General features: G+C 62.4%; 26 protein-coding genes and 1 tRNA gene. 22 read left to right on the forward strand and 5 right to left on the reverse strand.

All coding sequences use genetic code 11. The features are described from left to right. The first annotated feature begins 12 nt into the window (after window positions 1–12). The 11 genes from K426_RS12810 to K426_RS33095 all read left to right on the forward strand — a co-directional run bounded on the left by K426_RS12810 (window position 13) and on the right by K426_RS33095 (window position 7,055). Window positions 13–1,638, forward strand: coding sequence for a recombinase family protein (locus K426_RS12810; RefSeq protein ID WP_066557617.1), 1,626 nt, complete (start codon window positions 13–15; stop codon window positions 1,636–1,638). Between the two features lie 152 nt (window positions 1,639–1,790). Beyond that, window positions 1,791–3,035 carry a tyrosine-type recombinase/integrase gene (locus K426_RS12815; protein ID WP_066557622.1) on the forward strand — a complete coding sequence of 415 codons (1,245 nt, stop codon included), beginning with the start codon at window positions 1,791–1,793 and terminating at the stop codon, window positions 3,033–3,035. After that, window positions 3,032–3,373, forward strand: coding sequence for a hypothetical protein (locus K426_RS12820; protein WP_066557625.1), 342 nt, complete (start codon window positions 3,032–3,034; stop codon window positions 3,371–3,373). The genes K426_RS12815 and K426_RS12820 overlap by 4 nt, the downstream gene beginning before the upstream one ends. Next, a complete protein-coding gene (locus tag K426_RS12825; RefSeq protein WP_066557627.1) occupies window positions 3,363–3,689 on the forward strand; it encodes a hypothetical protein in 327 nt (108 codons plus the stop codon). The genes K426_RS12820 and K426_RS12825 overlap by 11 nt, the downstream gene beginning before the upstream one ends. Further along, window positions 3,686–4,447: a hypothetical protein gene (locus K426_RS12830; protein WP_066557629.1), complete on the forward strand. Its 762-nt coding sequence runs from the start codon at window positions 3,686–3,688 to the stop codon at window positions 4,445–4,447. The genes K426_RS12825 and K426_RS12830 overlap by 4 nt, the downstream gene beginning before the upstream one ends. 119 nt (window positions 4,448–4,566) lie before the next feature. Continuing rightward, window positions 4,567–4,752, forward strand: a complete 186-nt coding sequence (locus K426_RS12835) for a helix-turn-helix domain-containing protein (RefSeq protein WP_066557631.1) — start codon at window positions 4,567–4,569, stop codon at window positions 4,750–4,752. Between the two features lie 187 nt (window positions 4,753–4,939). Next, the gene (locus tag K426_RS12845) at window positions 4,940–5,143 is read left to right on the forward strand and encodes a hypothetical protein (RefSeq protein WP_066557636.1); all 204 of its coding nucleotides are present in this window, start codon (window positions 4,940–4,942) and stop codon (window positions 5,141–5,143) included. Beyond that, window positions 5,140–5,430, forward strand: a complete 291-nt coding sequence (locus K426_RS12850) for a hypothetical protein (RefSeq protein WP_066557639.1) — start codon at window positions 5,140–5,142, stop codon at window positions 5,428–5,430. Before K426_RS12845 ends, K426_RS12850 begins: the two co-directional genes overlap by 4 nt. A 323-nt stretch (window positions 5,431–5,753) precedes the next feature. Beyond that, window positions 5,754–6,254 carry a hypothetical protein gene (locus K426_RS12855; RefSeq protein WP_066557641.1) on the forward strand — a complete coding sequence of 167 codons (501 nt, stop codon included), beginning with the start codon at window positions 5,754–5,756 and terminating at the stop codon, window positions 6,252–6,254. Window positions 6,255–6,256: 2 nt separating this feature from the next. Continuing rightward, complete coding sequence (locus K426_RS31825; RefSeq protein ID WP_158511746.1) at window positions 6,257–6,952, forward strand: hypothetical protein; 696 nt, start codon at window positions 6,257–6,259, stop codon at window positions 6,950–6,952. Then, on the forward strand, window positions 6,897–7,055 hold the full coding sequence (locus K426_RS33095; protein ID WP_443018191.1) for a hypothetical protein: 159 nt from the start codon (window positions 6,897–6,899) through the stop codon (window positions 7,053–7,055). The genes K426_RS31825 and K426_RS33095 overlap by 56 nt, the downstream gene beginning before the upstream one ends. 316 nt (window positions 7,056–7,371) lie before the next feature. On the opposite strand, the gene K426_RS12865 is transcribed toward K426_RS33095, so the two are convergent. Further along, a tRNA-Ser gene (locus tag K426_RS12865) sits at window positions 7,372–7,461 on the reverse strand. A 148-nt stretch (window positions 7,462–7,609) separates the two neighbouring features. Between K426_RS12865 and K426_RS12870 the strand changes: the two genes are divergently transcribed. The 11 genes from K426_RS12870 to mazG all read left to right on the forward strand — a co-directional run bounded on the left by K426_RS12870 (window position 7,610) and on the right by mazG (window position 19,241). Beyond that, on the forward strand, window positions 7,610–8,647 hold the full coding sequence (locus K426_RS12870; protein WP_066557642.1) for a lytic murein transglycosylase: 1,038 nt from the start codon (window positions 7,610–7,612) through the stop codon (window positions 8,645–8,647). 80 nt (window positions 8,648–8,727) lie between these two features. Then, the gene (locus tag K426_RS12875; RefSeq protein WP_066557644.1) at window positions 8,728–9,891 is read left to right on the forward strand and encodes a D-alanyl-D-alanine carboxypeptidase family protein; all 1,164 of its coding nucleotides are present in this window, start codon (window positions 8,728–8,730) and stop codon (window positions 9,889–9,891) included. After that, complete coding sequence (gene tmk / locus K426_RS12880) at window positions 9,888–10,529, forward strand: dTMP kinase (protein ID WP_066557650.1); 642 nt, start codon at window positions 9,888–9,890, stop codon at window positions 10,527–10,529. The genes K426_RS12875 and tmk overlap by 4 nt, the downstream gene beginning before the upstream one ends. Beyond that, window positions 10,526–11,488 carry an AAA family ATPase gene (locus K426_RS12885; protein WP_066557652.1) on the forward strand — a complete coding sequence of 321 codons (963 nt, stop codon included), beginning with the start codon at window positions 10,526–10,528 and terminating at the stop codon, window positions 11,486–11,488. Before tmk ends, K426_RS12885 begins: the two co-directional genes overlap by 4 nt. Before the next feature lie 43 nt (window positions 11,489–11,531). After that, a complete protein-coding gene (metG, locus tag K426_RS12890; protein ID WP_066557658.1) occupies window positions 11,532–13,094 on the forward strand; it encodes a methionine--tRNA ligase in 1,563 nt (520 codons plus the stop codon). 4 nt (window positions 13,095–13,098) lie between these two features. Then, complete coding sequence (locus tag K426_RS12895; protein ID WP_066557659.1) at window positions 13,099–13,887, forward strand: TatD family hydrolase; 789 nt, start codon at window positions 13,099–13,101, stop codon at window positions 13,885–13,887. Then, window positions 13,884–14,663, forward strand: a complete 780-nt coding sequence (locus K426_RS12900) for an MBL fold metallo-hydrolase (RefSeq protein ID WP_066557661.1) — start codon at window positions 13,884–13,886, stop codon at window positions 14,661–14,663. The genes K426_RS12895 and K426_RS12900 overlap by 4 nt, the downstream gene beginning before the upstream one ends. A gap of 16 nt (window positions 14,664–14,679) precedes the next feature. Next, the gene (locus tag K426_RS12905; protein ID WP_066557663.1) at window positions 14,680–15,315 is read left to right on the forward strand and encodes a retropepsin-like aspartic protease family protein; all 636 of its coding nucleotides are present in this window, start codon (window positions 14,680–14,682) and stop codon (window positions 15,313–15,315) included. After that, a complete protein-coding gene (locus tag K426_RS12910) occupies window positions 15,312–16,607 on the forward strand; it encodes an MFS transporter (RefSeq protein ID WP_066557664.1) in 1,296 nt (431 codons plus the stop codon). Before K426_RS12905 ends, K426_RS12910 begins: the two co-directional genes overlap by 4 nt. Window positions 16,608–16,773: 166 nt before the next feature. After that, complete coding sequence (locus tag K426_RS12915) at window positions 16,774–18,189, forward strand: ISNCY family transposase (RefSeq protein WP_066561740.1); 1,416 nt, start codon at window positions 16,774–16,776, stop codon at window positions 18,187–18,189. Window positions 18,190–18,452: 263 nt separating this feature from the next. Then, complete coding sequence (gene mazG / locus K426_RS12920; RefSeq protein ID WP_066557669.1) at window positions 18,453–19,241, forward strand: nucleoside triphosphate pyrophosphohydrolase; 789 nt, start codon at window positions 18,453–18,455, stop codon at window positions 19,239–19,241. Between the two features lie 12 nt (window positions 19,242–19,253). Here the strand turns inward: mazG and hflX are convergent, their stop codons facing one another. The 4 genes from hflX to K426_RS12940 form a co-directional block, all read right to left on the reverse strand. After that, window positions 19,254–20,585, reverse strand: coding sequence for a GTPase HflX (gene hflX, locus K426_RS12925; protein WP_066557671.1), 1,332 nt, complete (start codon window positions 20,583–20,585; stop codon window positions 19,254–19,256). A gap of 65 nt (window positions 20,586–20,650) precedes the next feature. Next, window positions 20,651–21,145, reverse strand: a complete 495-nt coding sequence (gene hfq, locus K426_RS12930) for an RNA chaperone Hfq (RefSeq protein WP_254911549.1) — start codon at window positions 21,143–21,145, stop codon at window positions 20,651–20,653. Window positions 21,146–21,277: 132 nt separating this feature from the next. Continuing rightward, window positions 21,278–22,651: a nitrogen assimilation response regulator NtrX gene (gene ntrX, locus K426_RS12935; protein WP_066557676.1), complete on the reverse strand. Its 1,374-nt coding sequence runs from the start codon at window positions 22,649–22,651 to the stop codon at window positions 21,278–21,280. Then, window positions 22,641–24,893, reverse strand: coding sequence for a sensor histidine kinase (locus K426_RS12940; RefSeq protein WP_066557678.1), 2,253 nt, complete (start codon window positions 24,891–24,893; stop codon window positions 22,641–22,643). The genes ntrX and K426_RS12940 overlap by 11 nt, the downstream gene beginning before the upstream one ends. Between the last annotated feature and the right edge of the window lie 29 nt (window positions 24,894–24,922).

Below are 24,922 nucleotides of genomic sequence, written 5' to 3' on the forward strand. Positions count from 1 at the left end.
GAGGAAACTGCCATGACCGTGCCGCTACGCGCCGCCCTCTATCTGCGCGTCTCGACGGCGCGGCAGGCCGAGCACGACGTCTCCATTCCCGATCAGCGCAAACAGGGCGAAGCCTATTGTCTCTCGCGCGGACTGGAACTGGTCGATACGTTCGTGGAGGCAGGCGCATCCGCCACCAACGACCGCCGGCCCGAGTTCCAGCGCATGATTGAGGCCGGAACGAGCAAGCCCGCGACATTCGACGTGGTTGTCGTCCACAGCTTCTCGCGATTCTTCCGCGACCATTTCGAGCTGGAGTTCTACGTCCGCAAGCTCGCCAAGAACGGCGTGAAGCTGCTCTCCATCACGCAGGAGATGGGCGACGATCCGATGCACGTCATGATGCGCCAGATCATGGCGCTGTTTGACGAGTATCAGTCGAAGGAGAACGCCAAGCACGTCCTGCGCGCGCTCAAGGAGAATGCGCGTCAGGGCTTCTGGAATGGCTCGCTGCCGCCGATCGGCTACCGCGTCGTCGCTGCCGAACAGCGCGGCGCGAAGACCAAGAAGAAGCTGGAGATCGACCCGCTTCACGCCGACACGGTGCGGCTGGCGTTCAAGCTGGCGCTGGAAGGCGACGGCACGTCCGGCCCGATGGGTGTCAAAACGATCACCAAGCATCTCAACGAGAGCCGCATCTTCACCCGCGACGGCGGGCGCTGGGGCATCGGCACGGTGCATCGGATGCTGACGCGCGCTACCTATGCGGGGCGGCACGAGTTTAACAAGCGCGGCAAAAGCAAAGAATTGAAGCCTGCCGCCGAGGTTATCGCTGTCGAGGTTCCAGCGATCATCGACCAGGCGATGTTCGATGCGGTGCAGGCGCATCTGAAGGCGCGCAGCCCGAAGGTCGCGCATCCGCAAGTCGTCGGAGGCCCGACGCTGCTAACGGGGCTGATCCACTGCGGCAAGTGTGGCGGGGCGATGACGATCCGCACCGGCAAGAGCGGTCGCTATCGCTATTACACCTGCTCGATGAAGGCGCGACAGGGAGCGACCGCGTGCGAGGGCATGACCGTGGCAATGGAGCGGCTGGACGATCTCGTCGCCAATCATCTGGCGGAACGGCTGCTTGATCCCGATCGACTTGAGGACGTGCTGTCGGAAGTTCTGGACCGCCGACAGGACCGATCCGACCGGCGCCGCGAGCATATCGCCGAGCTTAACAAGCGCGCTGCGGAGACGGAGCTGCGCTTGAAGCGGCTTTATGACGCAATCGAAAGTGGAGTCGCCGATCTCGATGATCCGGCGCTCAAGGATCGCATCGACGGATTGAAGGCGACCCGCGATCAGGCGCGAGCGGACGCCGAGCGCGCCTCAGCGTTGCTAGTAAGCTCGGCGCAGCAAGCGATCACACCGACGATGTTGCGCGACTTCGCCTCGACCGCGCGGCAACGTATCCGACTGGAGGGCGGTGGCTACCGGCGCGATCATCTGCGTGCGCTCGCGCAGCGGGTGGAAGTCGATCGCGAGGAAGTCCGCATCATGGGCTCGAAGAGCAACCTATTGCGGGTGCTCGCCGCTAACGGCGTAGCCTCGGCGGCGGGCGGAGTGCCCACCGTTGTTCCGAAGTGGCGGACAGGGTGTCCCCGAAACTAGCGTCCCGATGCATCCGTCAGCATTAAAATAAGCGCGAAAAATAGGCGATAATCGGCTCTATCCCACTCCGTTCCTGTCCCGTTCTATCCGGTTGCGTTCCCATAAAACCGGCGTATTATTGGGGAACGGATTTGGGAACGGAGACGCCAGCCATGCCGCGCAAGCTCAGCAACGCCCTTACGCCTTTGGCGGTCAAGAATGCGAAACCCGGACGCCATGCGGACGGGGGCGGGCTGCACTTGCTGGTGAAGGAAACCGGCGCGCGGTCATGGGTCTATCGCTTCATGCTCAAGGGCAAGTCGCGCGACATTGGCTTGGGCGCGGCTGGACAAGGCGGCATTTCCCTTGCCGATGCCCGCACGGCGCGCGATGCCCTGCGGCTCAAGGTGAAAGCCGGAATTGATCCTCTGGAGGAACGCCAGCGAGAGGCCACAGAGGCGCTTGCAGCGGCTCAGGCGGCAGCGATAGCCGGAATGACGTTCAAGGCCGTGGCAGAGGCTTATATCGGCGCGAATGAGACAAGCTGGCGCAATGACAAGCACCGGCAGCAATGGCGCAACACGCTGGCCAGCTACGTCTATCCCGTCATGGGAGAATTGCCTGTTGCCGAAATTGGCACGGCGCATGTGCTGAAAATCCTTGAGCCGATCTGGCAGGACAAGCCGGAAACTGCCAGCCGCATCCGGGGGCGGATTGAAACCGTGCTCGATGCCGCCAAGGCGCGCGGATACCGGGAGGGCGAAAACCCTGCCCGCTGGCGCGGCCATATCGCGCAAATCCTGCCGCCCCGTTCGCGGCTTACGCGCGGCCATCACAAGGCTATGCCATATGAGGCAATCCCGGCGTTCATGGGGCAACTGCGGGAGCGGGAGGCAATGGCGGCGCTGGCGCTGGAGTTTGTCATTCTCACGGCCACGCGCACAAGCGAAGTGCTAGGGGCAACGTGGGACGAAGTCGATTTGGACAAGGCAATCTGGACCGTGCCAGCGTCCCGCATGAAGGCGGGCAAGGAACATCGCATTCCCCTGTCCTCGCGCGCTGTCGAGATTCTGGAGGCCGTGAAACCGCTGGGCAAGGCCAGCCTGTTTCCAGCCGACAAGGGCGGCAAGCTGTCCACTATGGCAATGTCGATGCTACTTCGCCGCATGAAGCTGGAATGCACCGTTCACGGCTTCCGTTCCGGCTTCCGCGATTGGGCTGCCGAATGCACCGGCTATGCCCATGAAGTCTGCGAAATGGCGCTGGCCCATGTGATCGGCAACAAGTCCGAAGCGGCTTACCGGCGCGGCGATCTATTCGACAAACGGCGGCGGCTTATGGCCGATTGGGCAACCTATTGCGCCAGCGACGGCGCGGCTGGTGCCAAGGTTTCGCCAATCCGGGGGGCAGCGGCATGAGCTACTATGACACATGGGAGCGGCGCGCACATGAGGCCGCTAGGCCGCACATGGCGAGAGTCGCCAAGGCGCGGCGATCACTGGCCCGGCTTGATAAGGTGGCGCTGGAGGCCGTGGCAGAGGCAGCTATCGCCATGCTGGACGAAATGACGGACCCGGACGCAGATTGCTGCCTTGCCGGGGATGATGGCTGCGGCGCATTTTGGGCAGGCGAGCATTTCGGGATGCAATGGGGCAGCCAATGGGAGGGCGAAGCCGATATTGCCCATGCGCCTGAATACGGGGCCGACCAACGCGAGATAATGGGCCGTTTCGGAGTCGCGTTCCGTGTGGACTGACAGCGCCAACGAAGCCGCTGCCGTGTTGCCGTTCGCGCTCAAGGATCGCTGGATTGTCACGGTGGAAAGCGAGCGGCATTTCGTAAAGGTGCGCCATCGCACCCGCTGGTATGCCGTTGCGCGGCGCATAGGGCACGAGGAACGCCGCCATTGGTGCGCCAGCCGCGCGGACGCTCTGGGGATCGCAGAATACATGCGGGAGGCACATAGGGCGATGGCCGAATACGAGCATTTCAAGACGCTCTATGACGCTGCGCCGGAGTGGAAGCGCGCGGAGGTGGACGCCTATTTGGATAGTCTACGGGGGCATGAATGAGCTTTGCCGATGATGCCGAATTTGCCGCATTCATCGGCAGGGATCACATGCTACCGGCAGTCACGCCAGAAGCCGTTGCCAGCGCCTTGGCAGGCTTCGCCCTTCCGCTGTCGCCGGGGAGGGATATGGACTGGCTGGCGATGGCCGTTAGGCGCTCGCTCGCCATTTCCTTGCCGAACATTACCGATGGCCCGGAACGGACTTCAAATGCCGATATTCGCGGGGAACTGGAGCGGCTGGCAGCATTGACCGGGCAAACATGGCTGGAGCTATTCCAGTGCGATCATGCTGCCGACTCCCGGCTATGGGATCACGCTTGGCACCATTGGGACGGCGAAGGCGGGACCGATATTGGCGACGGCATGGTTATGGGCGAACCTTCCGATTATCGCCGTTTCAAGGCTGCCGTTGCCGAACTGGATTGGCTGGCCAGTTTCATGCGGGAAGCTGCGAAGGCAACCGAAAGCCAGCGAGGGCCGTGGCGGCAATCGGAGGAAAAGCGGCTCAGAGTGCAGCGCGGGCAATACCTGGCCCCGATCTATGAAGCCGCATTTGGCCAGCCCGTATCTGCAAACAACTTTCCAACAGATGCCCGGATTAAGGCACAAACGCCCTTCATGGACTTCTATGGCCGCATGGTGACGCTGGCGTTCGGCGCGCGTGAAACCGCCAATCTGACAGAGGTTGTGAAAGCGGCTTGCCAACTGCACCGGCAGCACCCGGCGGAATTTGCAGACGGCATAATTCCCGGCCTTTAGTTGTGGGGGCGTAACTCTCCCCGATTGGGGCGGGAAAGAACCCCCATTTTGGCCAGCCGGTTAGCGGCATGTCCCTGCTTGGCCGCACTTGTCGCGGCGGACAGCAAGGGACAATTCCCATGACAAAAGCATACGGCACCTTGCCCGAAGCCGTGCAGTTTTCGGGCATGTCGCGCACCTCGATCTATGAGGCCTTGAAGCGCGGCGATCTCAAGGCTCGCAAGGCCGGGCGGCGCACGTTGATCTCGTTTGCCGATCTCGAAGCCTATCTGGCGAACCTCCCGACCTATCAGGCGGGGGCATGAGCAATGGCGGCATATATGCAAAACCCCGGCGGGCAGGCCGGGGCTTCGCGCAATCAACTTGGCGGCTGGTTGCATTCCTCCTCTACCGCATCGGACTGGCGGGCGCAAATGCTTGCGGCCCGTTTCTGCCTGTCGCCTTGGATGGCGCGGGATATGGCGCGGCTCTGCTTTGGGGAGGGCCGTTGCAATGACTGAGCGACCCTTTCCCGATCACCGGGCAGCGGCGCTTGCCCTGCTAAACGGCACCAGCCGCCTGAGCCGGAAGGCCGGGCAATTCCTTGGCCAGCTTGCCGTCGATTCCACGCCCATGAGCGAAGCGCAGGCCGATTGGCTTGCGAAGCTGCTGGACCGTGCGGGCTTGCCGCCGATGGCAGAGGGAGGCGCGGAATGAGCACCTATCCCGATGCACCGGGGCACCGGAACGTGGAAACCTCGATTGCCGCTGCCAACGACATAGCGCCCAAGCTGGGGCGGCTCCAGCGCATGGCAGAGGGCGCAATCCGCGATGCTGGCGCGCACGGCCTTACCGCCGATGAACTGGCGGCACGGCTCGATATGGACCGTTGGTCTATCCAGCCGCGCACCAGCGAATTGAGGCGCAAGGGGCTTATCCGTGACAGCGGGCAGCGCAGACCGAATAGCACCGGCAAGCTGGCCATTGTCTGGATTGCCGCATGATCTCTGCCGCCATGCCCAAGCCGCACAATAGCGCCCGGCATGGCGGCGCTTTGAAACTCCACCGGGAAAGCGGTTTCGGTGGAGTTTCAATTGCACCGCTCCAGCCGCAATCGCCCGCAAATCCGCCGATTACTGGAAATGGCACGGCGCTTGCGATTAATAACCTTACCTCTGGTGTGGCAGCCCTTTCCGCTGGAGGCACTGGCAGGGGCGGCGCGCGTAACCGTGCTGACCGGCAAAGCCATGCCCTGACAGCCGCTCAAATTGGCAATCTAAGGGCCGCTGAGCGCCATGCCGAAAAAATCGGGCTGCCAGTCACGCGCATGATCTCGATTCACTGGCAGGCGGCTGGAGTGCCATTGGCGGGCATGGCGAAGGCGACCTATCGCTTTACCGATCTGTTGAAAAAGGCACTGGCCCGGCATGGCAGCGGCACGGCATGGCTCTGGACGCATGAGAATGTGCCCGGCAACGGCCATGACAAAGGCGGGCACTGTCACTTGCTCGCCCATGTGCCTTCCGATTTGGTGCCCGTTGTTACGGCGCTGCAACGGGGCTGGCTTCGCCGGATCACCGGGCAGCCTTACCGGGCGCGCGTGATCCACAGCAAACCGATAGGCGGGCGGCTGGGGCTGGAGGCGGGTAATCCCGATCTCCACGCAGTCAATCTGGAGGCGGCGCTTGCCTATGTCCTGAAAGGCGCAAGCCCTGAGGCAGCGTCACAATTCGGCCTGGAGCGGCTGGAGCCGGGCGGGCGCGTGATCGGCAAGCGTTGCGGAACCTCTCAAAACATCGGCGCAAAGGCGCGCAAGGCAAAGGACTGACAATGGCGAAAAAGGCGAAGGCCAATCCCGGCGATGGACTGGTGGCACCGGGCGAAACCGGCAAGCTCGAAGTCGAAAAGCGGGCGGACGAAAAAATCGGGCGAACGCTGGCGCGGATCACGATGGACCCGCAAACCCGCAACGCCAATCTGGCAATGTCGTTCGGCTCGCAAATGTTTGGCGACCAACTCAAGCCAGATATTGCCGAAAGCAGCGCCGTGCTGGCGGAGGAAATTCAGCGGGCCATGAAAGGCGACCTATCACTGGCCAGCCGCATTTTCACCTCGCAAGCGATCTCGCTGGACGCGCTCTTTACCGACATGGCCCGGCGCTCAGGCAACAACATGGGGCACTATCCCGACGCGGCGGATAGATACATGCGGCTGGCGCTCAAGGCCCAAGCTGCCTGCCGCTCCACGCTGGAGGCGCTGGCAAGGCTGCACCAGCCGCGCGAACAAACCGTCAAGCATGTGCATGTGAACGAAGGCGGGCAGGCCGTGGTTGCCGATCATTTCCACCAGCATGCGGGGGACCGGGAAAATGGAAAATCAGTCAAACAATCCAATGCAACCGGCACGGCTGGCAAAATCACCGCGCTGCCTAGCCCGGACCCGCTCGGGAACGGCTTGCCAATCCCCGGCAGTGAAGGGGAAGCGGCGTTGCAGGATGCACGGCGGCACGAATCCCGGCGCACCTAGAGGCAACCATAACGCCCGCAAGCATGGCGGCTATTCTGCAAAGGCTAAGGCAGCGGCCCGATACGTGAAGGAAATTGCGCGGCTGGTGCGCGAAACGCCATGACTTGAGTTTGGCTGGCGCGCATCCCCCGCTTTTCGGCCCTTTCGGTCAATCGCCCGTCACCAGTCATTTTCGACGGGGAAGCTGCCATTGCTGGGAATGCGCAGTTCCCTGCCATTTCCAGCCGCGATTTGTCGCGTAGGGTGTGTATCGAACTGCACCCGCACCAGCCGGAAAAGTTGCCCGATCTGGCCTGCGCAATCTGCAATCGCGTTCCGGCGGCATAGTGAGGCTAAGCGCCTAGCGCCCGATCTATCGGGGAGCGTTTATGGTAACATTGCCCCTCGGTTAAAAAACTATCAATTAAATCAATGGCAATTGGCGGACAGGGTGGGATTCGAACCCACGGTGAGCGTAAACCCACGGCGGTTTTCAAGACCGCTGCCTTAAACCACTCGGCCACCTGTCCGTTGCCACGCTTCCTAGCGAACCCGGCGGCCATGCCAAGAGCAAAATCGCAGGAAGGCGCTTTCGGCGCTGGAATGGCGTCATGCGCCAATAAGGGGATTCACGCCACGGCATCCCTGTGCAACAAAAGGGGATAAGGAGATTCTTCAATGCGTTCGTCGATCATGTCGCTGTTGCTGGGACTGGCTGCCGTCATGGCGGGCAGCCTGACGGCCGACAGCGTCATGGCGCAGGAGGATGTCGCCTTTCGCGCATATCTCGAATCCCTTCGTCCCAGGGCTCGCGCTCTGGGCATACGGGACGCGACCCTGGACAGCGTGTTTCCGGGCCTGACGCCCAATCCGCGCGTGGTTCAACTCGATCAAACCCAGCCCGGCGGCAGCATTTATGCGCCGATCCCCAATTTCGAGCCCTATCGCCAGCAACATGTCGATGCGGCGCGCATCAGCCGGGGTCGCACCGCCTATCTCGCCAATCGCGCCCGGCTGGCCAGGATCGAGGCGGAAACCGGCGTGCCGGAGGAGGTCATGGTCGCCATTTACGGCCATGAAACCAATTACGGTTCCTACACCGGCGATTTCGACCTGATCCGTTCCCTCGCGACCCTCTCTTATGAAGGGCGCCGGCGGACGCTGTTCGAGCCGGAATTGCTCGCGACGCTCAAGATGCTGGACAATGGCGTCCCGCGCAGCCGACTGGTGGGCAGTTGGGCAGGGGCGACGGGCTATCCCCAATTCCTACCCAGCGTCTATCTGCGGCTGGGCAAGGATGGCGATGGCGACGGTCGGGTCGACATCTGGAATAGCGAAGCCGACGCGCTCGCATCCATCGCCAATTATTTCGTCCATGCCGGATGGCGGCGGGGTCAGCCCTGGGGCGTCGCCGTGTCCGTGCCCGTCAACCTCGATCGCGCAAGCATCGCCGCGCGCACCAATCCGGCCCGTTGCGAGCGCGTGTTCAACCGGCACAGCCGCTGGCTCAACATGGCCGAATGGCGGCGCATGGGGGTTGTGCCGACTGGCGGAAGCTGGCCCGGCGACGGAGTGATGGCGACGCTGCTGGAACCCGATGGTCCGGGCAAGACCGCTTATCTGCTCACCAGCAATTACCGGGCGATCCTCGATTATAATTGCTCGAACTTCTACGCCCTGTCGGTCGGCCTGCTGGCCGATGCGGTGAAGCAATAGAGCGCTTTGAGATCGGCCCTCTCATGGCTAATGAAAGCGCAAGGCACTCGAAGAATCCACCAGTCCGAAGGCAGTCCCGCATGAAGAAGTCCATCGCCGCCCTCCTTTTCGTCGGGTTGCTGTCCCAGCCGCTGACCGCCGCCGCACCGCCCTATACCGGCGAAGCGCCGATCGCCTATCTGAAGGACCTTTCCTCGGGCGCCGTCCTCTATGACAAGGGCGGCGAGACGCGAATGCCGCCCGCTTCCATGGCGAAGATGATGACGGTCCACGTCGCCTTCCGTCTGATCCAGAAGGGCGACCTGAAGCTCGACCAGAAATTCACGGTCCGCCCGGAAACCTGGCAGCAATGGCACGGCCCCCAGGCCGGTTCGACCATGTTCCTTTCCCCCGGCGAGCAGGTGTCGGTGGAAAATCTGCTGCATGGCATCGTCACCCTCTCGGGCAATGACGCCTGCGTCGTGCTGGCGGAGGGCATTGCCGGAACCGAGCAGGCCTTCGTCGCGCTGATGAATCAGGAGGCGAAGCGCCTAGGCCTCAAGAACAGCAATTTCGGCACCAGCAACGGCTGGCCGGACGAAGGCGTGACCTATGTGACCGCCGCCGACCTCGCGAGCCTGGCCGAAGCGACGATCGAGGAAACGCCCGGGCTCTACAAGAAATTCTACGCCACGCGCGCCTTCACCTGGGGCAAGACGATGGGCGGCGCGGATATCGAGCAGGGCAACCGCAATCCCATTCTTGGCAAGGTGGCGGGCGCCGACGGGCTCAAGACCGGCCATACCGAGGAAGCGGGCTATGGCTTCACCGGATCGGCCGAACAGGAAGGCCGCCGTCTGGTAATGGTCGTCGCCGGCCTTACCAGCGCCAATCAGCGCATTGCCGAATCCGTGCGCTTCATGGATTGGGGCTTCCGCGCATGGAAGGCGCAACCGCTGTTCAAGAAAGGACAGACGGTGGAAACCGCCGAAGTCCAGCTCGGCAGCGCCACCAAGGTCGCGCTTGTCGCGCCGCAGGACATGGCCGTGACCCTGCCCCGTGCGGCGTCGTCCAACATCTCGGTCAAGGTTGCCTATACCGGCCCGATCAAGGCGCCCATCGCCAAGGGGCAGAAGATTGCCCAGTTGATCATCTCCACGCCCGATACCCCGCCGCAGATCCTGCCGCTGGTAGCGGGCGAGGAAGTCTCCGAAGCGGGCATATTCGGCCGTCTGTGGAACGGGCTGAAGTCGTTCTTCGGGTGACGGCCACTCGAACGACAAGGGGCCGCTTCATCTCTCTGGAAGGCGGGGAGGGGGCCGGCAAGTCGACCCAGCTCCGGGCGCTTGCCGCGGCACTGCGCGCCCGCGGGCTGGAAGTGGTCGAAACCCGCGAACCGGGCGGCAGCGAAGGTGCGGAAGCCATTCGCGCATTGCTGCTGACCGGCGGTGCCGATCGCTGGAGTCCCCGCGCCGAAGCGCTGCTGTTCGCCGCTGCCCGTGCGGACCATGTCGAAAAGTCGATCCGGCCTGCGCTGGATCGCGGCGCATGGGTGTTGTCCGACCGCTTTCTCGACAGCAGCCGCGCCTATCAGGGCATGGGCGAACTGACCGATGCGGACATATTGACGCTCCACCGGATCGGCAGCGAGGGCTTCCTGCCCGATCGCACCCTCTTCCTCACCTTACCCGAGGCGGAAGCGACGGCGCGGGCCCGCTCCCGGGATGGAGATGCCTCCGACCGGATCGGCGGGCGCGATCGCAGTTTTCATCAGTCCGTTGCCAGGGCTTTCACGCGCTTTGCCGAGCAGGAGCCGACGCGCTTCCTCACGGTAGATGCGTCGGGCGACAGCGAGGCGGTGACGGAGCGCTTGCTGCATGCGCTGCAGGATTTGCTGCCATGACGTCACTGCTCGGCCATGACGAACAGGCGCGCACATTGCTGAGCGCGGCGCGGAGCGGGCGTCTGCACCATGGCTGGATTCTGGCTGGCCCGCGCGGCATCGGCAAGGCGAGCTTCGCTCGCGCCATGGCGCTGCGCCTGTTGGCGGAGGCAGCCGGGCCACCGGTTTCGGCCGAAGGGCTGGACGTGCCGCAGGATCATCCGATCCGCCGCCTGTTCGAAGCCGATTCCCATCCCGACTATGCCGAGCTTTACTGCCTGGAAAAGGAGAGCGGCACGGCGCGCAACATCACGGTCGATCAGGTCCGTGGCCTCCAGCGCCTGATCCAGTCGGCTCCGTCCATGTCCTCGCGCCGCATCGTGGTGATCGACAGCGCGGACGATCTGGAGCGCGGCGCCGCCAACGCCCTGCTCAAAAATCTCGAAGAGCCGCCGGCCGACATGCTGTTCCTGCTGGTCAGTCACGCGCCTGGCCGCCTGCTTCCGACCATCCGTTCCCGCTGCCGCACGCTGCGCTTCGATACGCTTGGCGAGGACGCCATGCGCACCATATTGCGCGCTGCGGATGAAGCGCTGTCCGCAAAGGAATTGAACGCCCTGATCCACGCGGGAGAGGGTTCGCCCGGCAAGGCATTGCGTTATGCTGGCCTGAATATCGCGGACATCGAACAGTCGCTCCTGGCGATTGCCGCAGATGGCGATCCGGGCAACCGCCAGCGCCTGCTCCTCGCCAAGACGCTTGCGTCGAAAGCGGCGCGGCCCCGCTACGAAGCCTTTCTGGAACGCGCGCCTGCCTTCATCGCGGATGCGGCTCGCCAGCGGCAGGGGAGCGACCTCGGCAAGGCGCTCGACCATTGGGAAGCCGCCCGCCAGCTTGCCAGCGGCGCCATCATCCTGTCGCTGGAACCAAGCGCGGTGGTGTTCGAACTGGCCGGGCATGTCGCGGCGCTCGCGCACTGAAAAGCGGCTTTGCGCAAGGGCTAACTATCGCTAGGGAAGGCCCATGTCGAAGCCCTACACCATCACCACCGCCATCAGCTATCCCAATGGCCGCCCGCATATCGGCCATGCCTATGAGGTGATCGCCACCGACGCGATTGCCCGTTTCCAGCGGATGATGGGCCGCGATGTCTTCTTCCAGACCGGCACGGACGAACATGGGCTGAAAATGGCCCAGACAGCCCGCAACCGGAATATGGAGCCGCGCGAGTTGGCGGACGAAATGGCAAGCTATTTCAAGGCTATGAACGATGGTCTGAATATCAGCTATGATCGTTTCATCCGCACCAGCGAGCCGGATCATCACAGCGCCAGCCAGGCCATCTGGCAGGCGATGGAGGCCAATGGCGATCTCTATCTCGGCCGCTATGAGGGTTGGTATTCGGTCCGTGACGAAGCCTTTTACGACGAGAAGGAACTGACCGAAGGGGAGGGTGGGCAGAAACTCTCGCCCCAGGGCACGCCGGTGGAATGGACGGTCGAGGAAAGCTGGTTCTTCCGCCTGTCCGCCTATCAGCAGAAACTGCTGGACCTATACGCCAGCCAACCGGATTTCATCCAGCCGGACAGCCGACGCAATGAGATCATGCGCTTCGTTGAGGGCGGCCTTTCCGACCTCAGCGTCTCGCGCACCAGCTTCGACTGGGGCGTGAAGGTACCCGGCAGCGACGGACATGTGATGTATGTGTGGGTCGATGCGCTCACCAATTATCTGACCGGCTGCGGCTATCCGGACGACGCCGAACGCATGGCCCGCTATTGGTCGGAAGGTGGCGATATCACGCACATCATCGGCAAAGATATCGTGCGTTTTCATACGGTTTATTGGCCAGCTTTTCTCATGAGTGCGAAGCTGCCTTTGCCGAAACAGGTGTTTGGCCACGGCTTTCTCCTCAATCGAGGTGAGAAAATGTCCAAGTCGCTGGGCAATGTGGCCGATCCGATGGAACTGGCCGAGCGTTTCGGTGTGGACCAGCTCCGCTATTTCCTGCTGTCCGAAGTCACTTTCGGCAATGACGGCAGCTACAGCGCGGAGGCAATCGTCGCCCGCTCCAACAGCGACCTTGCCAACAGCTTCGGCAATCTGGCCCAGCGGACCTTGAGCTTCATCGCCAAGAATCTTGAAGGCCGCCTGCCCGAACCGGCCGCTCAGGATGTCGACAGCGACCTCCTCAAGACCATCGCTGAGGCCGCGCAGACCTTCCAGGCCGCCATGGCCGATCTCGCGCCGTCTGTTGCCATCGAAGCATGGATGCGGGCGGTCTTCGCCTGCAACGCCTATATCGACGCGCAGGCGCCTTGGACGCTCCGCAAGACCGACCCCGCCCGGATGGAGGCAGTGCTCGCCACTCTGTACGAAGCCATCGCCCATCTCGCCATCACGATCCAGCCGGTCATCCCGGCCAGCGCCTCGGCCCTGCTCGACCAGATGGGCGTGGCAGGGGAAAGGCGGAATTATGCCGCCATCGGCAGCGACTGGTACGCGCAGCTTCGCACCGTGGGTTTCATCCTCGGCGCGCCCAAGCCACTTTTCCCGCGCCTCGAATTGCCCGCCGAAGAGGCGTGAAACCATGCTGATCGACAGTCACTGCCATTTGAATTACAAAGGGTTGATCGAGGATCAGCAGAACGTGCTCGAACGGGCGCGCGGCGCCGGTGTTGGCCTGATGCTCAACATTGCCACGCGTGAAAGCGAATGGGACGATGTGTTGGGCACGGCACTGCGCGAACCCGATGTCTGGGCGACCGTCGGCATCCATCCGCATGAGGCAGACGAACATCCGCATGTCGACACGGCCAAGCTGGTCGAACGCGCAGCCCACCCGCGTATCGTGGGCATAGGCGAAACCGGCCTGGACTATTATTACGACCATAGCGATCGCGAACGGCAACAGCGCAGCTTCCGCTCCCATATCGCGGCGTCCCGCGAAATGGGACTGCCGTTGATCGTCCACACGCGCGATGCGGAGGATGACACGCTCGCCATCATGCGCGATGAAATGGGGAAGGGGGCTTATGGCGGCCTCATCCACTGCTTCACCGCCAGCGGCGCCTTTGCCGATGCTGCGATGGAACTGGGTTTCTATATCAGCATTTCCGGCATCGTGACCTTCAAGAACGCCAGGGATTTGCAGGAAACGGCCGCGCGACTGCCGATCGACAGGCTGCTTATCGAAACCGACTCTCCGTTCCTCGCGCCAGTCCCCCATCGCGGCAAGTCCTGCGAACCCGCCTTTGTAGCCGACACCGCCCGCTTTCTCGCCAATCTGCGGGGAGAGAGCGTCGAACAACTGGCCGAAGCGACGTCAGCGAATTTCCGCAAGCTTTTCAGCAAGGTCGGAGCCACATCCGCAGCATGAGCCTCAAGCTCACCATCCTGGGCAGCGGCACCTCCTCGGGCGTTCCCCGGATCGGCAATGACTGGGGCGCCTGCGATCCCGATGAACCGAAAAACCGACGCACCCGCGCCTCGATCCTGATCGAAAGTCCAACCACGCGGCTTCTGATCGACACCTCGCCCGATATGCGCGCGCAATTGCTGGCGGCGGAGGTGGTTCATATCGATGCCATCCTGTGGACGCATGACCATGCCGACCACAGCCACGGCCTGGACGATGTCCGCCAGCTCTATCATCATCGCGGTACTCCCGTGCCCGGCTATGCCCGGCCGCAGACGCTCAGATTGCTCCGGGAACGCTTCGGCTATGCTTTCGAGGGACGCCACGGCTATCATCCCACGATCGAAGCCCATGCGCTGCCCGACGGCCTGCGCATCGGGGATATCAGCATCGCCTGCACCGATCAGCCCCATGGCGAAATCTTCTCCACCGGGTTTCGCTTTACATATGATGGCCATTCTATTGGCTATGCCACTGACTTTCATGACATGACGGTCGATATGCTGGCCCTTTACGACAGGCTGGACATCTGGGTGGTCGATGCCTTGCGGGAAAAGCCGCATCCGACCCATGCGCATCTGGCGCTTACAATGGATGCCGTGCAGGCCGTGCGGCCCCGACGTGCCATATTGATCCATATGGACCAGAGCATGGACTATGCCACCTTGCGCCGGACACTCCCGGAAGGGGTGGAACCGGGCTATGACGGTCTGGTAGCCGAACTGGGCGGGACGTAGAAGGCGGGGTGGAAGCATGGATGGCGATCAGGCAATGTCCAGTCTCTGGTATGTGCTGGCGCTTGTCCTGGTCGGATCGGCCCTCTTGGCCCGACGCGCGCCGTCGGGCGGTCTCATGCGCATGGCGATACTTTGGATCGTCATCTTTGCCGCGCTGCTCGGCCTGTTCAAGACCGGTGAGAAATTCGGCCTGTTTTCCGGCCGCATGAGCGGGGAAGGGGGCGAGTCCTCATCATTGTCGAGCAGTGACGCGCCCGCACCATTGCCCCCTGCGCGAGCGGAGGGGCAGGCGTTGCGCATTCCCATCGCGGCGGATGGACATTATTGGGTGGAAGGCATGGTCAACGGCACGCCGACCCGTTTCCTGATCGATAGCGGCGCAAGCGTCACGGCCTTGTCCGTAACCTCGGCTCGGGCATCCGGGCTCAATTTTGACCTCAATGCTCCCGGCGTCAGCATGATGACCGCGAACGGCAAGATCGACGCAAAACGCTCCACCATAGCGACCCTGGCCATCGGTCCGATCCGTGCCAGCGATATCGACATCGTCATTTCTCCTGCCTTCGGGGATGTCAATGTGATCGGCATGAACATGCTTTCGCGCCTGAAAAGCTGGGCAGTGCAGGACGGTGAAATGGTGCTGACCCCATGACGTCACCGCTTGCGGCGCCCAATCAGCGGGAGCGCCTGAAGGCCATTATCGGCGGCTCCACCGGCAATCTGGTCGAATGGTATGACTGGTACGCCTATTCGGCCTTCACCCTCTATTTCGCACAGCATTTCTTCCCCAACGAAGATCGCACGGCCCAACTGCTGAGCGCAGCGGGAATCTTTGCGGTCGGCTTTCTGATGCGACCGATCGGCGCGTGGTTGATGGGAATCTATGCCGATCGTCATGGCCGCAAAAGCGGTCTGACCCTCTCGGTCGCGTTGATGTGCGCGGGCTCGCTGCTGATCGCGGTGACGCCATCCTATGCGACTATCGGTGTGGGCGCGCCTTTGCTGCTGGTCCTTGCCCGGCTGATGCAGGGGCTGTCCATCGGCGGAGAATATGGCGCCAGCGCAACCTATCTGTCCGAAATGGCCGGACGCAGCCGGCGCGGTTTTTATTCCAGTTTCCAATATGTCACGCTGATCGCGGGACAACTTGTCGCCATCTGCGTCCTGCTGCTGCTCCAGGCCATGCTAAGCGAAGCCGAACTGGACGCCTGGGGATGGCGCATTCCGTTCCTGATCGGCGGAGCGCTGGCCATTGTCGTCTTCTGGCTGCGGCGCGGCCTTTCTGAAACCCAAAGCTTTGCCGTCGCTAAAGCTGAAGGCGCGCCCAAATCCGGCTTTGTCGAACTCATTACGCGGCATCCTCGCGAAACGCTGACGGTGATGATGCTGACGGCGGGGGGGACAATCGCTTTCTATGCCTATTCCATCTACATGCAGAAATTCCTGGTCAACACCAGCGGTCTCAGTCGAGAAATAGCGTCTCAGATCAATGGGATAACGCTTTTTCTTTTCATGCTGATTCAACCGCTTGCAGGCGCGCTCTCCGATCGCATCGGCCGTAAGCCTTTGATGATCGGCTTCGGCATATTGGGCGTGATCGGCACTTATCCGATCTTCGCGACGCTGGCCGTCACCAAGAACCCGTTTATTGCGGGCCTGCTCGTGATGGTCGGTTTGATCATCGTCACCGGCTACACCTCGATCAACGCGGTCGTGAAGGCGGAGCTTTTTCCGGCGCATATCCGGGCATTGGGGGTTGCGCTGCCTTATGCGCTGGCCAATACCTTGTTCGGCGGCACGGCGGAATTCGTCGCGCTGTGGTTCAAGCAGATCGGGATGGAGCAGGCATTCTATATCTATGTCACGGTGATGATCGGCATCTCGTTGGTCGTCTATATTCGAATGCGGGATACCCAGCGGCACAGCCAGATATTGGAGGATTGAACCTGGGCGGATTGTTATGGATTTAACATAATATATATTATCGAACTATGCGATTGTAAGCGCCGGATAGAAATGACACCCCTCTGCTGAATAGAAATGACACCCTTGGGCGTCCTTAGCAGAGCTCGGTGGCATGGTCCTCCTGGCAGTTCGGGAGGACGCGCTTATGACGGTGGTGGCGATGAGCCATGGCGAGCTTTTGCGGTTTGACACATTGATGCGCGTGGAGCGCGGCGCGCTTCGGGTTGAGGATGCGGCCACGCTGCTGGGCTTGAAGCGCCGGCAGATTTTCCGATTGTTGGAACGTCTGCGCGCCGAAGGCGCTTCAGGCCTGGTGTCGCGCAAGCGTGGTCGGCCGAGCAACCGGCGTCACAGCGATGCCTTTCGCGAGCGCGTCCTTACGATCGTCCGCACGCATTATGCGGATTTCGGACCGACCCTGGCCCGAGAATATCTGGCGGAACGTCACGACATTTCGGTGGGCTGTGAGACGCTGCGGCAGATGATGATCGAGGCGGGAATCTGGCAGGATCGCGCCGCGCGTCGTTCTCGCCCCTATCAACCGCGCCATCGCCGGGAGTGCCGTGGCGAGCTGGTCCAGATTGACGGTTCGAAGCATGACTGGTTCGAGGATCGCGGTCCGAAATGCACGCTGCTCGTCTACATTGACGACGCGACCAGCGAGCTGCTGCATCTCCAGATGGTCGAGAGCGAAAGCACCTTTTGCTACATGGTAGCGACGCGCGAATATATCGAGCGGCACGGCAAGCCGGTGGCCTTCTATTCCGACAAGCACTCGGTCTTCCGCAATGCCAAGGCGACGGCGAAGGGCGATGGCATGACGCATTTCGGCCGCGCGCTTGATGCGCTGAACATCGAGATCATCTGCGCCAACTCGCCACAGGCCAAAGGCCGGGTCGAACGAGCCAACGGCACATTGCAGGACCGGCTGGTCAAGGCGATGCGGCTGGAAGGTATCTCGTCGATCGAAGAAGCGAACGCCTTTCTGCCAAGCTATATGGTTCGGCACAATCGGCGCTTTGCTCGCCCAGCGGCAGACAGTCGTGATCTGCATCGCCCTCTGGCACCGCAGGACGATCTACGCGCGATCATGGTCTGGCGCGAAAAGCGGAAGATTTCAAAGGCACTGACGCTGCATTACAACAAGGTTCTGTTCATTCTGGAGCCTACTGCGATCAGCAAGGCTCTGGTAGGTAAGCGTGTCCACATCTGCGAATATCCTGACGGCAAGATCGAGATCCGTCATGAGGGGCAGGTCCTTCCCTATCGCCTGTTCGACAAGATGCCCCGGATCAATCAACCGGCCATTGTCGACAACAAGCATCTGGACGCGGCACTGATGCTGGCGAAGCAGATCCAGGCGATTGCGCCGCATCACCGGCAGCGCAACAACAATGCCCCTGCCCGCCGTGATCAGCCCGCCCATCTCTTTCCCGAGCCCGAAGCGCCGGTAAAGGTTGATCGCCGTCGCCTGGGCGGCCCAAAACTCAAGCGCGGTCCACGGCTCAGCCGGGCCGAGCTGCAAGCGCGCGGCACGCTGGAGTTTGTGAAGGCCCGCTGAGACTGTTCGACCGGTTCTGACCGAGCCCGCTGCTTGCGCAGCGGGTCCGCGTCCCTCCCCTCCATGTTACGCTCTCAGCAGGGTCTGCGCTGCGCTAGGCCGATGGCTCCGCGCAGCCCCTGCTGTCCTCAAGAGTGTCATTTCTATCGGGGACAGAAAGTGTCTTCTCTAACCGGCAGGAACAGCGATGCCTTTGCGTGAGGCTGGCCTTTGCTCCCCCGAAGCCCTATCTCTTTCTCCATCTCATCAATCCAAGGCTCCGCATGTCTTCTTCCAGCAAGGCCAGTCCAGCCGACATCATGCCGCTTGCCAATGTCATGGCTCGGCTCCGCGATCCCGAAACCGGGTGCCCTTGGGACATCGAACAGAATTTCGCGAGCATCGCACCCTATACGATCGAGGAAGCCTATGAGGTTGCCGACGCCATAGAGCGCGACGATATGGCGGCCTTGCGCGACGAGCTGGGCGATCTGCTGCTGCAGGTCGCCTTTCACAGCCGCATGGCCGAACAAAGCGGCCATTTCGCGCTGCAGGATGTGATCGACGGCATCACGGAAAAGATGATCCGCCGCCACCCGCATGTCTTCGGTGACGGCACCGCCCGCGAAGACGGCCATTCCCAATGGGAAGCGATCAAAGCAGCCGAACGTGCAGACAAGGAGCCTGATCCCAGCGCGCTTGCCGGAGTGGCTGTCGCCTTGCCCGCTCTGCTCCGCGCCGAGAAGCTCCAGAAACGCGCTGCTCGCACGGGTTTCGACTGGCCCGATATCGGCGGAGTCATCGAGAAGATCGAGGAAGAACTGGGCGAAGTGCAGGCGGCAACCTCTCAGATGGATCGGGAGGAGGAAGTGGGCGACCTCCTGTTTGCCGCGGTCAACCTCGCCCGCCATTTGAAGGTCGACCCCGAGGTCGCCCTACGCGCCGCCAACGCCAAGTTCGACAAGCGTTTCCGCGTCATGGAAAAGCTTGCGGGAGATGATTTTCCTGGTCTTACCCTCGATCAGAAAGAAGCTCTATGGCAGCAGGCGAAGCGGTTGTTGAAGCAGCCCTGATCCCGCCGCCGCTCAATTTCCCCGGCGTTTGACGAACCGCGCCAGTGCCGAGTCCGACAGTCTGACGTCGACCAGCATATCATCGCCCTGGGACTGGCTGCCGATGACTTCGCCATGCTCGTGCAACCAGGCCATCGCCGCGCCATCCGCCAGCGATACACGCAACTGATGAACCTGCGCGCCTGACGTCAGCCGTGCGCTGATCGTCCGTTGAAGACCATCGACGCCCTCCCCGGTCAAGGCCGACAGGATCACGACGTCATCGCGCCTCGCCGCCGCCTCACGCGCCAGCGCCACCGCATCATCATCCAGCAAGTCCAGCTTATTCCAGGCCTCGATGATCGGCGGCGGCTCATTGCCCTCGCCCGCTTCGAGCGCGCCCTCCCCGGCCACGCCCAGTTCGCTCAGCACGTCGATAACGTCATCGCGCTGCGCATCGCTGTCGGGATGGGCTATGTCGCGCACATGGACGATCAGATCGGCCGACAGCACTTCTTCCAGCGTTGCGCGGAATGCGGCGATCAATTGCGTCGGCAGATCCGAAACGAAGCCCACCGTGTCCGACAGAATGGCCTTGTCCAGTCCCGGCAAGGCAATCTGCCGCATGGTCGGATCGAGCGTCGCGAACAGCAGATCCTCTGCCATGACGTCAGCGCCGGTCATCCGGTTGAACAGCGTGGACTTACCCGCATTGGTATAGCCGACCAGCGCGATCACCGGCCAGGGCGCCCGTTGCCGCCTGGCTCGATGCAGCCCGCGCGTCTTCGTTACCTGATCCAGCTCGCGGCGGATTTTTGCCATCCGGTCGCGGATCATCCGGCGGTCGGCCTCGATCTGCGTTTCACCGGGACCGCCCAGGAAACCAAAGCCGCCCCGCTGCCGCTCAAGGTGAGTCCAGCTACGCACCAGCCGCCCCGCCTGATAGTCGAGATGCGCCAGTTCGACCTGAAGCCGCCCTTCGTTGGTCGCCGCTCGCTCACCGAAAATTTCCAGGATCAGGCCGGTCCGGTCGATGACCTTGGTTTCGGTCGCCTTTTCCAGATTGCTCTGCTGCACGGGACTCAGCGCATTGTCGACAATGACCAGCTCAGCCTCTTCGGACCTCGCCAGCGTCGCGATCTGATCCACCTGCCCGCTGCCGAACAAGGTTGCAGGCTTGCGGTCGCGCACGCGAAAGGCCTGCGCCGCCCGCACGTCGATGCCAATGGCGAGGGCAAGCCCCCTCGCCTCCTCCAGCCGCGCATCGCTGTCGCGACGCTCCGGACCATGGACATCGGCGCGCACGACAATGGCACGCGCGCCACGCGACACTTCGTCAGCGGAATCTCGGTTGAAAACGGCCATGGAGGCTTAACGCTTCCGGCCCCGGCCGGCTTCATCGGAAACCGAGCGACGCCAAGAAAAAGCGTTCAATCCTCGCCCTCACCTTCGCCAGTGAGGTCGATCGCGTGCAATGGCTGCACCGTCGAGATCGCATGTTTGTAGACGAGCTGGACCATGCCGTCCCGCTCCAGCAACATGCAGAACAGGTCGAAGGCCGCGATTTCGCCCTGCAACATGACGCCGTTCACCAGGAACATGGTGACGGGGCTGCCGGACTTGCGCACCGCGCTCAGGAAGATTTCCTGGAGCAGCTTCGACTTGCCATTGCCGTCGCTGGCCTTGCGCAATTCGGTCAGATCCATGGGTTGCGCCGGCATGACGGTCGAAATCGCATGCTTGTACACCAGTTGCGACTGGCCATCCCGCCGCAGCAGCACGGAGAAATTGTCGAACCAGGTGATGATGCCCTGCAACTTCACGCCCTTGACCAGGAACATGGTCACCGGGGTCTTGCTCTTGCGCAGGCTGTTCAGGAAGATGTCTTGAAGGTTGTTCACTTTGTCGGCCATGGTCTTCACCATTCCTTTATTGGCGGGACGTTACCCGCTCTCGCACCCCTGGGCAGAGTGTCTTGCCTGCTCCCGCCTGTCGGAAGCAGGGCAAACCTACCGCAATTGCGAAGAGCCGTCCATGCCCTGATTGGGTGAAAGCGATCAACCGTCCTTGCCGTCCGTAATACCCAACAATTTCAATTTCCTGTGGAGCGCGGACCGCTCCATACCGATGAAGGTGGCGGTGCGGGAGATGTTGCCGGAAAAGCGCCGGATCTGGATGCGCAGATATTCGCGTTCGAAGCTCTCCCGCGCCTCACGCAGCGGCGCGCCCATGATCGCGGACTGCCCCATGCCCTCCGAATTGCCGTTGCTGGTGAGTTCGGCGGGCAGCATGTCCAGCTCGATCCGTCCGATCCGCTCGCCGGGCGCCAGGATCATCGTGCGTTCGATGACGTTGCGGAGCTGGCGAACATTGCCCGGCCATTCATTGGCCTGCAGCGCGGCCATGGCGTCGCTGGCGATTTCAGGCGGCGGAACCCGGCGCTCCGCAGCGAAGCGCGCCAGATAATGTTCGACCAGCGGCGGAATATCGTCGCGCCGTTCGGCCAGCGGCGGGATCACGAGCGGCACGACGTTCAGCCGATAGAACAGGTCCTCGCGGAAGCGGCGTTCCTCGATCTCGCTCGCCAGATTGAGGGCGGTCGAGGAAATGACGCGCACATCCACCTTCACCTGCCGCTGCCCGCTGACGCGGGTAAAGCTCTGATCGGTCAGCACGCGCAGGATCTTCGCCTGGGTGGTGAGCGGCATGTCGGCAATTTCATCGAGATAGAGCGTGCCGCCATGCGCCTGCTCCAGATAGCCGGGACGCACCAGTCCGCTCGGATCCTCGACGCCGAACAGTTCCTCTTCCACCCGATCCGGGTCCATGCGCGCAGCGGCGACGATGATGAAGGGGGCATCGGCCCGCCCACTCCAGCTATGGAGCATGCGCGCCGCGACTTCCTTGCCCACACCGGCGGGGCCCGAGATCAGCACGCGGCTGCCGGTGCCCGCTACCTTCTTGATGGTTGCCCGCACAGAATTGATCGCCGCCGAAGTGCCGGTCAGCTCATCATCCTGCCCGAAACGAGCGCGCAACACCTGGTTCTCGCGCCGCAGCCTTTCGGTTTCCGTCGCCCGCGATACCAGATGCAGCAGCCGGTCCGCCTCGAACGGCTTTTCGATGAAGTCCGCGGCCCCCTTGCGAATGGCGGCGACGGCGGTGTCGATATTGCCATGGCCGGAGATCATCAGCACCGGAATGCTCGCATCACGGCGCTTGATCTCGTCCAGCAATTCCAGACCATCGAGCTTCGAACCCTGAAGCCACACGTCCAGCAGCACCAGCGAAGGCCGCCGTGCATCCAGCGCTTCGATCGCACTGTCACTGTTGGCGGCGGTGCGGGTGGCGAAACCCTCATCCTCCAGCACACCCGCCACCAGATCGCGAATGTCCTCTTCGTCATCGACTATCAGAATATCAAGCGCCATTGGCTGTCACTTTTCCTTTGGGCAAGGCGATCACCTGCCCCTCTTCCAGTTTTTCAAGCGCCACGACCGGGAAACGCAGCGTCACGCGCGCCCCACCGCCTTCGGCATCTTCGAAGCGGATTTCACCCATATGTTCCTCGACAATCTTCTTGACGATGGCGAGGCCCAGGCCAGTGCCCTTGCTCCGGGTGGTCATATAGGGTTCCAAAATGCGCTCCCGCTCAGGGGGCAAGCCGATGCCATTATCCTGCACCGCGATCAGCAGATTCCCCTCGTCATGCTCCACCGTCATGCGCACATGGCCGCGCCACTGGCCGTCATCGGCGGCCGGCTTTGGCTCGATCGCCTCCACCGCATTCTTGACGATGTTGGTGAGCGCCTGTCCCAATTGCCGCCGATCGCAGACCAATTCCACATCGGCGTCGACGGAACGATATTCGAAACGGATATCCGGATGCGCGACTTCGTGCAGGAACAGCGCGTGCCGGGCGATATCGTCCACCCGCTCCCGCCGGAACACCGGCTTGGGCATGCGCGCGAAGGAGGAGAATTCATCCACGATCCGCCGCAAATCGCCCACTTGCCGGACGATGGTGCCGGTCAGGCGGGTGAAGGTGGCCTTGTCGCTCGTGACTTCCTCGGCATAGCGGCGCTGCAGCCGCTCGGCGGCGAGCTGGATCGGGGTCAGCGGATTCTTGATTTCATGCGCGATCCGCCGCGCCACGTCGGACCAGGCTGCCCGCCGCTGGTCCGAAAGTTGCTGGGTGATATCGTCGAACGTCAGGATGTGGCGGGAGGCGTCCTCCGACACCTTGACGGCCAGCGTGCGCACATCGCCATGCGCGCGGATCTGCACGATCCCGGCATCTTCCTCTGATGCTATCAACCCCGCCAGTTCCTGCGACACATCGGTCAGCGGACGCCCCACCGGATCATCGCCTTCCCGCACCAATATGTCCGCCGCCGAACTGTTGAGCAGCAGGATGATCCCGTCTCTATCCACCGAGAGCACGCCAGCCGATACGCCCGACAGAATCGCCTCGATAAAGGCGCGGCGTTCATCGAGCTGGCTGTTCGCCGCCACCAGAGCGCCCGTCTGCGCCTCCAGCCGCTGGGTCATCCGGTTGAAGGCGGACGCCAGCGTGCCGATCTCGTCCCGGCTCTGCGGGCTGGTCACACGCGCCGACAGATCGCCGGCCGTGATCCGCCGCGCCGCCATCACCAGTTCGTTGACCGGCCGCACCATCCAGTCAGCGACCTTCAGCGCGATATAGACCGCCACGCCCACCAGCAGCAGCGATCCCACGAACAGCATGATGTTGAAGCGCAACTGCAAGGCACGGGATTGCGCAGCAAAAATGTCGTAATCCGACAACACCTTTTGCGCCCGCTCGACATTGCTGAACGCCGTCGAACCGGAATCGCGCGTGGCGTAGAGATAGATTTTCGCATTCGGATAGAGCAGCGTCACCGCCTCGATCTGGTTGGGCTTGGCGGCGACCACGACATCCTCTCCCGCCTCCAACCGCTTCACCACATCGGGGGTGAGCATTTCGGAAACCGGGCGGCTTTCCGGATCGACCGTTGCCGCCGTGCGCGCCACGCCATCCTTGCCGATCTCGATAATTGCGGACCGGTTCAACTTCCGCGTCACGACCTGGTAGATATAGCCCTCTGCAAAGCGAGGGCTGGAAACCTTCGACTGGCTCAGATAATCGCGCAGATCGCTAGCCATAGTGACGGTTTCGTCGCGCACGTCGCGCAAATTCTGTTCATAATAGCCGCGTGCCAGATCGCTCGCATTTTGCAGCATGCCGCGCGCGCTGTCGGAAAACCAGAACTGGACGCCATATTGGAACAGCAGCGACGCGAAGATCACCACCAACAGCATCGGCACGCTGGCAACGATGGAGAAGATCGCCACCAGCCGGACGTGCAACTGTCCGTCGCTGCCGATGGCGGACTGCGCCGCGCGCCGTTTCGCCACGCGTCGTCCGAGCAGCACTAGCAAAGCGATAGCGGGCACCAGATTGGCGACCAGCAGCAACGCCACGATCGGCGGCGTCAGCAGCGTATAGGACTGCCCCTGCCCCGCCAGCAGGAAATAGGTGATGCCCGCCATCCCGAGAAACAGGATGAGCGTCACCGCCTCCACCACCACGGCCAGACGACGGCGCAGGAAGGGGGGGAAATGCCTTTTCCATGCCCGGCCCCGCACGGGGAGAGTCACTGCGCCTTCCATAGTGGCTTGGTTACAACATTAATGTGCCC

Origin of the sequence: Sphingobium sp. TKS (assembly GCF_001563265.1) — a bacterium.
In the GTDB taxonomy this organism is placed as follows: domain Bacteria; phylum Pseudomonadota; class Alphaproteobacteria; order Sphingomonadales; family Sphingomonadaceae; genus Sphingobium.